Here is a 10,631-nt window from a genome sequence, read left to right on the forward strand (position 1 = left end):
GTGGGAAGCCGGCCCAGCCGACTTCCCACTCCACGGCCGTCAGGCACTCCAGCCGATCAGCTTCGGCGCGACCCGAGAAGCACCTTCTACCGGTCCTTCCCCTGGGTACGCTCGCCGCCGGGCGGCCGGAGGGCTGGGAACCATGCAGGACCGTGGCGTCGCCGTAGGCTTCGCCGGCTTTTCCGCTCGCTACGTCAGGAGCCCCAGCGGCTCCGTCAGATCGCAGACGCACGCCTCACCGTCGGGCGAGGTTCGGATCATGCTGAGCGGCTGGAGCCTCGTCGGGTCCGCAATGGCCTTGAGCAGACCGGCGATTCGCTCGGCTTCCGGCCGGGGCAGCCGTGCGCCCGACAGTGGCACGCACATCGACGGGTCGACAGCTGAGGTGTCCGCGCCCTTCTCGACGGTGCGGTCCTCTTCCACGTGGGCCCGGTCCGCTGCAGCGGTGCTCAGTTACGCAGCATACGAAGATCGGCGACGCGCACCCCGGCGGCGGCGGTGTCCTGGTTCGCGGTCGTGAAGGTCTCAGCTCTCCGTCTGCTGCTTGGCGTCGATCTCGGCGATCAGGCCCTCGATCAGGCCCTTGATCTCGTCGCGGATCGGGCGCACGGCCTCCACGCCCTGGCCGGCCGGGTCCTCCAGCTTCCAGTCCAGGTACTTCTTGCCGGGGAAGTACGGGCAGGCGTCGCCGCAGCCCATGGAGATGACGTAGTCGGACGCCTGGACGGCCTCGGTGGTCAGCACCTTCGGCTTCTGGTCCGAGATGTCGATGCCCAGCTCCGCCATCGCGGCGACGGCGGACGGGTTGATCCGGTCGCCCGGGATCGAGCCCGCGGAGCGGACCTCGACGCGGTCGCCGGCGAGGTGGCGCAGGAAGCCGGCGGCCATCTGGGAGCGTCCGGCGTTGTGGATGCAGACGAACAGGACGGAGGCGATCGGCGCGGTCATGCGTGGTGCCCTTCGGTTGTGCGGTGCCCGCTGTGGGACGGGCAGGGATTACTTGGGCTCGGGAGCGAGCTCGGCGAGGAGCGCCTCGACGTGGGAGGCGATCTCGTCACGGATGGCGCGGACGCCCTCGATCGGGGCGCCGTCCGGGTCGGGGACGGGCCAGTCCGGGTAGCGGCGCCCGGCGGGGAGGGGGCAGGCGTCGCCGCAGCGCATGGTGATCACCACGTCGGCCACGTGCACCCGGCCCTGGCCGAGATGGGCGAGGCCGGCGATGCGGGCGGGGAGTCGTTCATCAGGGGTTCCAGCCCTTCAAGGGGATGGGGACACCTCCCGGCCGGAGGCTGGGGAGGGCCGTGGTGCGAAGACGCGCAGGCGCCCCCGGTGGTGACCGGGGCAGGGGCTCGCTTGGCGGGTCCGACACGGGTAACGTATCAGCCCATGGTGACATCAGTCGACAGTGACGTAATGAAGGCCCTGGCCGACCCGCTGCGGATGCAGATCGTCTCGCTCCTCGCCACGGAGGCGCTGTGCACGACGCATCTGGTGGAGGAGACGGGCGCCAAGCAGACGAACCTGTCGAACCACCTGAAGATCCTGCGCGAGGCGGGCCTCGTGGAAACCGAGCCCTGCGGACGCTTCACGTACTACAAGCTCCGCGCCGATGCCCTGGAGGCAGTCGCCACGGAGTTCGCCGGGTTGGCCGCCACCGCCCGCGGAGCCGCGGCGAACAACCGCAAGCGGTCCTGCTGAACCACCCCGCCCCACCCCGGCGGTCCCACCCGCCCCGCACGAGGAGCACCAGTTGAACGCCATGGACGAGGCGAGACCTTCCGTGACCGAGGCCGAGCCGCTTGCTGCCGAGCCACCCGCCGTCCCCCTGCTGAACCGCGTGGCGGCGGAGCTGGTCGGCACCGCCGCCCTGGTCGCCGTCGTGGTCGGCTCCGGCATCCAGGCCACCGAGCTCACCCAGGACGTCGGTCTGCAGCTGCTGGCCAACTCCCTGGCCACCGTCTTCGGCCTCGGCGTCCTGATCCTGCTGCTCGGCCCGGTGTCAGGTGCCCACTTCAACCCCGTCGTCACGCTCGCCGAGTGGTGGACCGGACGGAAGGACCCGAAGGGCCTGGGACTGCGCGAGGTCGGCGCCTACCTCCCCGCGCAGATCGTGGGGGCCATCGCGGGTGCGATCCTCGCCGACGCGATGTTCGGCGAGCAGCTGGTGAAGTGGTCCACGCACGACCGCTCGGCCGGGCACCTGCTGCTCGGCGAGGTCGTCGCCACCGCCGGCCTGGTCCTGCTGATCTTCGGCCTGGCCAAGACCGACCACCTGCGCTTCGCTCCGGTCGCCGTCGCCTCCTACATCGGCACCGCATACTGGTTCACGTCGTCGACCTCATTCGCCAACCCCGCCGTGACGATCGGTCGCGCGTTCACCGACACCTTCGCCGGCATCGCCCCGAGCTCCGTACCGGGATTCATCGGCATGCAGCTGATCGGCGGCGCCGTCGGCCTGGCCCTCGTGGCACTGATTTTCACCCACCGCCGCTCGGTGAAGAAGTAGCCCCCGGCCGCCGCGCTCACCGACTTCATCGCCTGGGTCCCCAGTTCCGGCCAGGACGACGACGCCGATCTCCGCTACGCCCCGCTCGGCCGGAGCCTGCAGGCCCAGTCCACGGCCGAGCTCAAGACCCTCACCATGGCCGGGGCGCCGCTCTTCCCGTAGCCGGAATCGCCCGCCGGGGTCAGGAGGAGCGGAGCAGCGCAGCCATGGCCGCGAGGACGTCGGGGGCGACGCGGTAGTAGACCCAGGTGCCGCGGCGCTCGGACGTCAGCAGGCCGGCCTCGCGCAGCTTCTTGAGGTGGTGGGAGACGGTGGGCTGGGAGACGCCGACATCCTGGATGTCGCACACGCACGCCTCCCCGCCCTCGTGCGAGGCGACGGCAGAGAACAGCCTCAGCCGCACCGGGTCACCGAGGGCCTTGAACATGGCCGCCGTCCGCTCGGCCTCCGCGGCGGTCAGGGGCCGCTCGGACAGCGGCGGGCAGCACGGCACGACCGCCTCGGGCTCCAGCAGGGGCAGCACCTTCGTGTTCGACATGCGTCTATGTTGACATATGTCGAATCACCGAGAGGACTGCTTGCGGGCGACGGCAGCCCGCCCGACGTCGGGACGGTGGGGCGAGGGCCGGCCGAAGCCCCACTGCCCACTGACAATCCCCACTCCCCTGATTCGACAGATGTCTATGTTGATATTTATCAATGCAGCTGCCATCCTGGAGCCACACCGCCTCATCGACAACCGTCGAAACAAAGGAGATCCCCCCGTGAACGCCTCCGCTGCCGGGCAGGACCTGCCCGTCGCCGTGGTCGGTGCCGGTCCGATCGGCCTGGCCGCCGCCGCCCATCTGTTGGAGCGCGGCATCGAGCCGCTCGTACTCGAAGCCGGCCCCTCCGCCGGCACGGCGGTCCGCGGGTGGGCACACGTCCGACTGTTCTCTCCGTGGGCCGAGGTCGTCGACCCTGCCGCCGAGAAGCTCCTCACCCCGACCGGATGGGTCCGCCCCGAGGGCACCTCCCACCCGTCCGGCGGCGAATGGGCCGACCAGTACCTCCAGCCGCTCGCCGACGTCCTCGGCGGGCACGTCCGGTACGGGGCGACGGTGATCGGGGTGGCGCGAGCCGGCCGTGACCGGATCGTCGACTCCGGCCGCGAGGAGCAGCCGTTCACCGTCCACGTCGAGCACGCCGACGGCCGGGAGGAGCGTCTCCTGGCCCGTGCGGTCATCGACGCCTCGGGCACCTGGTCGACTCCGAACCCGCTCGGCGCCAACGGGATCCCGGCCCTCGGCGAGCGCGCGGCCAACGGCCGGATCTCCTACCGCGTCCCCGACCTCCAGGACCCGGCGGTGCGTGCCCGGTTCGCGGGCAAGCGCACCGCGGTCGTCGGCACCGGCGCCTCCGCCTTCACCGCCCTGGCGTACCTGGCCGACCTCGCGAAGCAGGAGGAGGGCACGCACGCGGTGTGGGTGCTGCGGCGCGGCATCACCGGCTCCACCTACGGCGGCGGCGAGGCCGACGAGCTCCCCGCCCGGGGCGCGCTCGGCCTGCGCGCCAAGGCCGCTGTCGAGGAGGGCCACGCCTCCGCACTCACCGGCTTCCGCGCCGCCGCCGTCGAGCCGGAGGGCGAGCAGCTGGTCCTGGTCGCCGAGGACGGCCGCCGCAGCGAGCCCATCGACCAGGTCGTGGTCCTGACCGGGCTCCGCCCCGACCTGTCGTTCCTCTCCGAGGTCCGCCTCGGTCTCGACGAGCGGCTGCAGGCCCCGGTCGAGCTCGCCCCGCTGATCGACCCCAATCAGCACTCCTGCGGCACCGTGTACCCGCACGGTGCGAAGGAGCTCTCCCACCCGGAGAAGGACGTCTACCTGGTCGGCATGAAGTCCTACGGTCGCGCGCCGACGTTCCTCGCGATGACCGGCTACGAGCAGGTCCGCTCCGTGGCCGCCGCCCTGGCTGGTGACCACGAGGCCGCCGCCCGGGTCGAGCTCACCCTTCCCGAGACCGGTGTCTGCGGCGGCGCGGGCCTGTTCGACGAGCCCGACGCCGCGCAGGGCGGCGGTGGCTGCTGCTCCGTGCCGGCCGCACCCGAGGTCCTCGGCATCGGCATCGGCGCCCCGGTGTCCGCGCCGACCGGCGGCTGCTGACCGGCACCGATGACCGCCCTTCAAACCAGCGGGGGCCGCGACCGGATCGGGGGACCTGTCGCGGCCCCACGCCGCCCTGCCCGCCCTGTGCGTCACCCAGATCACCGGCTGGGGAATCCTCTACTACGCCTTCCCGGTTCTGGTTCCACACATCGCCGCCGACACCGGTTGGACTCCCGCCCAGGCCACTGCGGCATTCACGGCCGCCCTCCTCGCTTCAGCGCTCGCGGGCATCCCGATCGGTCGCCTCCTCGACCGTCACGGTCCGCGCACCGTGATGACGGCCGGCTCGGTCATCGGCACCTGTGCGCTCGCGGTCGTCGCGTCCGCCCACAGCCTGCCAGTGTTCTTCGCGGCCTGGCCCTTCACGCTCTCGGCGTTCGCGATGTACGGCGTCGTGTTCGGGCTCGTTCCGCTTCTGACCACCCGCGGCGCGAGCCCCACGACCGCCGCCTGGGCCCTCGGGCTCGGCGGACTCGGCCAGACCCTGGTCCGCACCCAACAGGATGGGCGGCCAGCCGAACGTTCGAAGCTTCCCTCAACTCCGCCGTATCCGAACAATGCGGGCACCGGATGAGTCGATCTACTTGCGTGCCTCGATCAAGAAGCGCGCCGAGTGCGCCACGAACGGGCCCTCGGCGCGGATCTGCCGGTCAAGCTCGCGCAACCGGTCCCGGTAGGCGTCGACGGTGAAGCCGGGGACCATCCAGACCACCTTGCGCAGGATATAGCGGAAGTGACGTTTCCGCCCAGCTCAGGGGCATGATCGACCATGCGGAGTCAGCAAAAGGTCAGCAAGACTCCCGGAGGTCCGACCATCATGGCCACCACAGGCCTCACCCGCGGCATGGGCAGCTTCTTCAAGGAGTGCGAGCACCCCGAGTCCCGCTGGAGCAGGTGCTCGCACGAGTACAAGATCAGGTACCGCAACGCGGCGGGGCGCCAGGCGGAGGAGTCCGGCTTCGCCACCCAGGACAAGGCCAAGGCCCGCCTCGCCGAGGTGTTCCACGCGCGGAAGAACTCCCCGCAGAGCCAGCGCAAGGCCGAGCGCGTCCAGAAGTACGGAGGGATGAACTTCTCCGACTACGTCGCCGAGTGGCTCAAGGGTCAGCGCGACCTTGGCCCCACTTCGCTGCGGAACATCGACTCCCTTCTGCGGATCCACCTCCTCCCCGCCTTCGGCAGCCGGCGCATGGGCACGTTCGACCACAAGGTCGTCGAAGCGTTCATCCAGGACATGGAGCGGAACGGCGTCGGCCTGGCCACCCAGGCCAACGCGTTCATGAGCCTGAAGGCCATCCTGCTGGACGCGCACCGGCTCGGCCTCTACGACGACAGCCCGCTCGACGGGGTCAAGGCACCGCAGTACGACCCGAAGCGTGCGGTGATCCCGTCGGCCTCCCAGTTGCACCAGATCCGGGACGCGGGCGACGACACCTTCCGCCTGATCACCGACCTCATGAGCGGCTGTGGTCTGCGCAACGGCGAGGCGTACGCCGTCAACATCAACAACATCGTTGCCGACGACGTCTACCGGGTCACCGAGCAGGTCAACCAGACCACCCGGTCCTACGCCCGCCTGAAGCACCGCAAGGCCAGCGAGTACCGGGACGTCCCGCTGCCGGCCCGCACCAGGCGCTCGATCGAGCAGTACGCCGAGACGTACGGCACCGCGGACGGGTACCTCCTCCGCAATCCCGTGGACATCAGCCGGCCCATGCCGCACTTCGTCATCGACCGCCAGTGGCGGCGGATCAAGAAGTCCGGCCTCGCCGACATCCCGGAAGGGATGGTGCTCTACGGCCTCCGCCACTTCTTCGCGTCGAACTGCCTCAGCAACGGCATAGCGATCACCGACGTGGCGGAATGGATGGGTCACCGAAGCATCGACATCACGTTCGGGATCTACCGCCACCTCATGCCCGGCTCCCTCAGCCGAGCCGCCCAGCTCCTCGACCTCGGCCTGGCCGCCTGAACACGCGGAGGGCCTGCCCCACCGGGGCAGGCCCTCCGTGCCATTCGAACGCGCTCAGACCCCCGACACCCGCTGCTGCCTTACCCATGCCTGGACTTCCGACGACTTGAACTGGAGCTTCGCGTTCGGCCCCCGGCCGAACTTGTAGGGGATCAGCCCGACCCGCGGCGCCTCGCGGTAGACCCAGGCGACGGACATGTTCAGGTAGGCGGCGGTCTGCTTGACGGTCATGAACTGCTCGGACACGAGGAGAACCCCTCCGTAGGCGGTAAGCGCCCGTCGGACAACGGGACGACTGATCGTCGCCTGATCCGGGCGGCTTGGCCGAGCCGTCGGCCGGTGATAGGCGGCCCCGGTAAGGGGCGGTGCTGTGACCTGCCGGGTTCGACAGGCTCCGGTGGTCCGAGGAGGGTGGTCCCGGACACGCGGCGCGGGCGCCTGCGGGGCAGCGGCCGCCGCAGAGCACGACGGAGAGGGGAGCAGCAATGGGGCGAGGAGCAATTGTCAGAACCTGTGGATCTGCTAGCTGGTCTGGCGCGGAAGTGATGGTTCGGTGTCGGTGGGTGGCGTCAGCATTGTGGCGAGTCGGTCAACGCCGACTCCGCTGATCAGGAGGCGTTCTTTGTGGCTTCCGGTGAGGCGCTGGGTCCAGTCGACAAACCCGCCGTCCGCGATCTCCCGTTGCTGACCATGGATGGTCGCGTAGATCTTGTAGCACAGGTCGGTGTAGTAGCCGCGTCCGGTCACCCGGTTGGGATCGTCGATGATGTCAATGCCCGGTGTTCCGGCCAGCTCTGTACGTGTGCGGGCCAGGATCGGAGCGGCGGACTCGTCGAGGCAGGTGATGCGGATCTCGGTCTGGCGCACTCCAGCACGTGCCATCGCCCGGACGGCGAAATGTAGGTGCTCGACCAGGTGCTGTTGCTCGAAGGCCCGGCTGCCAGTGTCCCGGCCGGCGGTCACCAGGGCGAATAGTTGGAAGTGGGCGAGCATGCCGGGCGCGTCGAAGTGCTGGGCACGCACGACTCGTTGGCTGGCGGCCATCCGGACCGGCACGGCCGAGCGGGGATCGGCGGCCAGGGCCTGGGATCTCCGCTGGGCTGCCTCCAGGGCCAGTGCATTGGTCGGGTCGGCTGCGACCTCGCTGCCACGAATGGTGGCGACGACCTTGCGCGGGTCGACGGTCGCGACCGCCGTATGCGCTGCCAGGGGGACGAGCGGAGCCAAGGTGAGTATCTGGAAGTCATCCGGCAGCGCCGAGAGCAGGAAGTCTTCGGCTCGTCGTATTTGTGCGAACCCTGTCGGGGCCGGGGTCACGAACCGGTCGGTGCGATAGCGCCGCATCACCTCGGCCGGGGTGAGCCGATCGGCGCGGCGTCGGAAGACTTCCAGGAGCAGTGTGGTCAGATCCGTCCCGGTCAGCCCCTTGGCCAGCAGATCCAGCAGTTCCGGTCCGCCTGCCTTGGCCAGAACTCGGCGCAACGCCGGACCAGCCGAGTATTCATCGCTCGTCACGGCGGACCAGTATCGCCTGGCCGGCATCGGAGAGACCATCGATTTCCGCGCATCGTGGCAATTATGCCGCCGCCCGGTCAGGCTCCATCAGGGCTCCGCGCTCGAAGCGGGCCCCAGCGCGGACGAGCGGGACGAGGTGGGCACCGTTGACGGCCCGCCAACGGACCTGGGCCGACTCGACGAGCTTGAACACCATCGCCAGGCCGGCGGCGCGAGAGCCGGCGCCCTTGGTGACTTTCGTGCGGAGCCGGACGGTGGCGAAGGTCGACTCGATCGGGTTGGTGGTCCGCAGATGGATCCAGTGCTCCGCCGGGTAGTCATAGAACTCCAGCAGCACGTCCTGGTCGTCGGTGATCTTCTTGACGGCCTTGGGGAACTTCGCGCCGTAGAGCTTGGCAAAGGTCTGGACGGCCTGTTCGGCGTGCTCGCGGTCCTCGGCGTTGTGGATGTCCTGGATCGCCTTCTTCGCCGCGGGCTGGGCCGACTTCGGCATGGCGTCGAGGGCATTGGCCGTTTTGTGGACCTGGCACCTTTGTTCGCGCGTGTCGGGGAAGACCTCGCGCAGGACTTTCCAGAACCCGAGCGCCCCGTCGCCGACCGCCAGCACAGACGCGCGCATACCCCGTCTCACGCAGTCCCCCAGCAGCGAGGCCAACGACTCGGCCGACTCCCGGTAGCCGTCCGCCATCGCGACCAGTTCCTTGGTGCCGTCCGTGCGGACCCCGATCACGACCAGGACGGCGGCCTTGGCTTCGTCCAGGCGTATGTGCAGATGGATGCCATCGCCCCAGACATAGACGTAGCCGGTGCCGGACAGGTCACGCTCCTGGAAGGCGGCATGGTCGGCCTGCCACTGGGCGGTCAGCCGGGTGACCGTAGCCGGAGAGAGCCCGGCCGAGCCGCCGAGGAACTGCTCCATCGCCGGGACGAAGTCCCCGGAGGACAGGCCGTGCAGGTAGAGCAGCGGCAGCACCTCCGCGATCTTCGGGGACTTGCGGCACCACGGCGGCAGGATCCCCGAGGAGAACCGCTTGCGCTCGCCGGTGGCCTCGTCAACGCGCTTGTCATTCACCCGCGGGGCCTTGACCTCGATCACGCCGGCGGCGGTGGTGACCTTCCGGGGCTGGTGGTAGCCGTTGCGGACCACCAGGCGCCGTCCCGTCTCGTCCTTCTCGTGGGTCAGCTCGGCGATGCAGGAGTTGACTTCGACCTCCAGCGCGGCGACCGGCATCCTCCCCGCGCCTTCGCGGACGATCTCGTCCAGCAGGGAGCCGTCCCGCAATGTCGGCACCGTTCAGCCTGGAGAACCAGGCCTCCACCACCCAGTCCTCCGGGAGCTTCGGCTCGCGGAGACCGGCGCCAGGCAATTCTGGCCGGCCTTGTGGCGGTTGCAGAGGTGGTTCCGGCCGTCGGCCGACGCGGCGCCGCGGCAGCCGGCGCACCGGGTGGTGTCGGTGCGCAGGTGCTGCTTCCGGTTGTCCACGGACTCACGGTTCGGGAAGTTGCCTGCGGTGAGCATCTGCCGCGCGTGAACAGCGAGTTCGTGCGGGATTGGCTCGGACCCGTCGGCCCACACCTGCACGCGTTCCCCGTTCTCACCCCGGTACGGGATGGGGGTTCGCGGGTCGTTGGGGTGCTTGATCGTCTGCCAGCCTTCATAGACGGGGTTGTGGATCATGTAGGAGATCGTCGACACGCCCCATTCGCCACCCGAGGGTGAAAGGACGGGGCTCGGCCCGGAGTTCAGCGCCTTACAGAGCAAACGTGCGCCGATGCCGTCGGCGAGGCTGCGGAAGATGTGTAGGACGACCGGCCGGAGGGTCCCGTTCGGCAGCCTGCGGCCCTTGGTTGCCTCGTTGCCGTACGGCGGGCGGCTCGACCACTGGCCGTTCTTAAGCTGGTTCTTCTTGGTGACCCTGATGTTGAAGCTGAGGCGCTCCGACTACTCGCGTGCCTGCTCCCTCGGTCGATGATCCAGCCGCGGTCGTTGGGGTCGGAGCTGTCGAGCCGCTCCCAGTGGAAGATGACCCGGGCCTTGCCCAGAACCGGGCCGATGTAGTCGAAGCCCTTGCGGGTGAAGCGGTCGAGCGCGAAGCACCAGAGGGCGGGCACCTGGTCGTCGAGTCCGGTGACGCTCGGAAGGCCCGCCACGTTCTCCTCCGTCTAACCTGGGAGTGCGTCGGCCGCCACTGCCGCAACGGCCTCCAGGTGGCTCCGCAGCCTGTCTGTCCAGTACTCGCGGAGTGCCGGAAGGGCGGGCACCGCGCGCGTCGCCTTCGTCGGGACTCGTGGACGGCAATCCCCGCCGTCACACAGTCGGACGTCCGAACGCCCCGGGTCACCCTTCCGGCGGCCGCGTGTGGCAACGCTCAAGGCCAACCGCGGGCGGCCGCCGGGAGCCCCCCGTTACCTTCTTCGTGGCCCTGAAACGGGGCTCCTGGCCTCCGGGTCCGGCATGACTGTTGCCCCCTGTCGATCGCATGACCTGGGGGGT

The 10,631-nt window shown here is 69.8% G+C and carries 12 protein-coding genes and 2 pseudogenes; 5 read left to right on the forward strand and 9 right to left on the reverse strand.

All coding sequences use genetic code 11. The annotated features are described in order from the left end of the window. Positions 1 to 189: 189 nt before the first annotated feature. From ACZ7KX_RS41035 to ACZ7KX_RS41045, 3 genes are all read right to left on the reverse strand, one after another. The gene (locus ACZ7KX_RS41035) at positions 190 to 423 is read right to left on the reverse strand and encodes a hypothetical protein (protein ID WP_470331050.1); all 234 of its coding nucleotides are present in this window, start codon (positions 421 to 423) and stop codon (positions 190 to 192) included. Between the two features lie 102 nt (positions 424 to 525). After that, the gene (locus tag ACZ7KX_RS41040) at positions 526 to 948 is read right to left on the reverse strand and encodes an arsenate reductase ArsC (protein WP_470331051.1); all 423 of its coding nucleotides are present in this window, start codon (positions 946 to 948) and stop codon (positions 526 to 528) included. Between the two features lie 48 nt (positions 949 to 996). Beyond that, positions 997 to 1,182, reverse strand: coding sequence for a low molecular weight phosphatase family protein (locus ACZ7KX_RS41045; RefSeq protein WP_470331052.1), 186 nt, complete (start codon positions 1,180 to 1,182; stop codon positions 997 to 999). A 204-nt stretch (positions 1,183 to 1,386) separates the two neighbouring features. Here ACZ7KX_RS41045 and ACZ7KX_RS41050 point away from each other — a divergent pair, with 204 nt between their 5' ends. Next, complete coding sequence (locus tag ACZ7KX_RS41050) at positions 1,387 to 1,698, forward strand: ArsR/SmtB family transcription factor (RefSeq protein ID WP_470331053.1); 312 nt, start codon at positions 1,387 to 1,389, stop codon at positions 1,696 to 1,698. Between the two features lie 61 nt (positions 1,699 to 1,759). After that, positions 1,760 to 2,506 carry an aquaporin gene (locus ACZ7KX_RS41055; protein ID WP_470331060.1) on the forward strand — a complete coding sequence of 249 codons (747 nt, stop codon included), beginning with the start codon at positions 1,760 to 1,762 and terminating at the stop codon, positions 2,504 to 2,506. 181 nt (positions 2,507 to 2,687) lie between these two features. Here ACZ7KX_RS41055 and ACZ7KX_RS41060 read toward each other — a convergent pair whose 3' ends face one another. Then, positions 2,688 to 3,044 (reverse strand): ArsR/SmtB family transcription factor, encoded by a 357-nt coding sequence (locus tag ACZ7KX_RS41060; RefSeq protein ID WP_470331054.1) that lies wholly within the window; start codon positions 3,042 to 3,044, stop codon positions 2,688 to 2,690. Positions 3,045 to 3,270: 226 nt separating this feature from the next. On the opposite strand from ACZ7KX_RS41060, the gene ACZ7KX_RS41065 reads away from it, so the two are divergent. Both ACZ7KX_RS41065 and ACZ7KX_RS41070 read left to right on the forward strand, forming a co-directional pair. After that, positions 3,271 to 4,647: an NAD(P)-binding domain-containing protein gene (locus tag ACZ7KX_RS41065; RefSeq protein WP_470331055.1), complete on the forward strand. Its 1,377-nt coding sequence runs from the start codon at positions 3,271 to 3,273 to the stop codon at positions 4,645 to 4,647. Between the two features lie 55 nt (positions 4,648 to 4,702). Continuing rightward, positions 4,703 to 5,146, forward strand: a pseudogene (locus tag ACZ7KX_RS41070) (MFS transporter); the annotation flags it as partial. Positions 5,147 to 5,230: 84 nt separating this feature from the next. Here ACZ7KX_RS41070 and ACZ7KX_RS41075 read toward each other — a convergent pair. Continuing rightward, positions 5,231 to 5,377 (reverse strand): annotated as a pseudogene (locus ACZ7KX_RS41075) (SAM-dependent methyltransferase); the annotation flags it as partial. A 90-nt stretch (positions 5,378 to 5,467) separates the two neighbouring features. Here ACZ7KX_RS41075 and ACZ7KX_RS41080 point away from each other — a divergent pair. Beyond that, the gene (locus ACZ7KX_RS41080; protein ID WP_470331056.1) at positions 5,468 to 6,622 is read left to right on the forward strand and encodes a tyrosine-type recombinase/integrase; all 1,155 of its coding nucleotides are present in this window, start codon (positions 5,468 to 5,470) and stop codon (positions 6,620 to 6,622) included. Positions 6,623 to 6,676: 54 nt separating this feature from the next. Here ACZ7KX_RS41080 and ACZ7KX_RS41085 read toward each other — a convergent pair whose 3' ends face one another. From ACZ7KX_RS41085 to ACZ7KX_RS41100, 4 genes are all read right to left on the reverse strand, one after another. Further along, on the reverse strand, positions 6,677 to 6,868 hold the full coding sequence (locus ACZ7KX_RS41085; protein WP_470331057.1) for a helix-turn-helix domain-containing protein: 192 nt from the start codon (positions 6,866 to 6,868) through the stop codon (positions 6,677 to 6,679). Positions 6,869 to 7,144: 276 nt separating this feature from the next. Further along, complete coding sequence (locus ACZ7KX_RS41090; RefSeq protein ID WP_470331058.1) at positions 7,145 to 8,137, reverse strand: hypothetical protein; 993 nt, start codon at positions 8,135 to 8,137, stop codon at positions 7,145 to 7,147. A 61-nt stretch (positions 8,138 to 8,198) separates the two neighbouring features. Next, complete coding sequence (locus tag ACZ7KX_RS41095; RefSeq protein WP_470331059.1) at positions 8,199 to 9,428, reverse strand: IS256 family transposase; 1,230 nt, start codon at positions 9,426 to 9,428, stop codon at positions 8,199 to 8,201. A 3-nt stretch (positions 9,429 to 9,431) separates the two neighbouring features. Next, positions 9,432 to 10,058, reverse strand: coding sequence for a recombinase family protein (locus ACZ7KX_RS41100; protein ID WP_470331061.1), 627 nt, complete (start codon positions 10,056 to 10,058; stop codon positions 9,432 to 9,434). Between the last annotated feature and the right edge of the window lie 573 nt (positions 10,059 to 10,631).

The organism is Kitasatospora sp. NPDC038210 (assembly GCF_055600605.1).

What these genes read in the sequence shown, in the direction of transcription:
- ACZ7KX_RS41060 (WP_470331054.1), bottom strand. Translation starts at nt 3,044, where the DNA reads ATGTCGAACACGAAGGTGCTGCCCCTGCTGGAGCCCGAGGCGGTCGTG.
- ACZ7KX_RS41055 (WP_470331060.1), top strand. Translation starts at nt 1,760, where the DNA reads ATGGACGAGGCGAGACCTTCCGTGACCGAGGCCGAGCCGCTTGCTGCC.
- ACZ7KX_RS41040 (WP_470331051.1), bottom strand. Translation starts at nt 948, where the DNA reads ATGACCGCGCCGATCGCCTCCGTCCTGTTCGTCTGCATCCACAACGCC.
- ACZ7KX_RS41080 (WP_470331056.1), top strand. Translation starts at nt 5,468, where the DNA reads ATGGCCACCACAGGCCTCACCCGCGGCATGGGCAGCTTCTTCAAGGAG.
- ACZ7KX_RS41050 (WP_470331053.1), top strand. Translation starts at nt 1,387, where the DNA reads ATGGTGACATCAGTCGACAGTGACGTAATGAAGGCCCTGGCCGACCCG.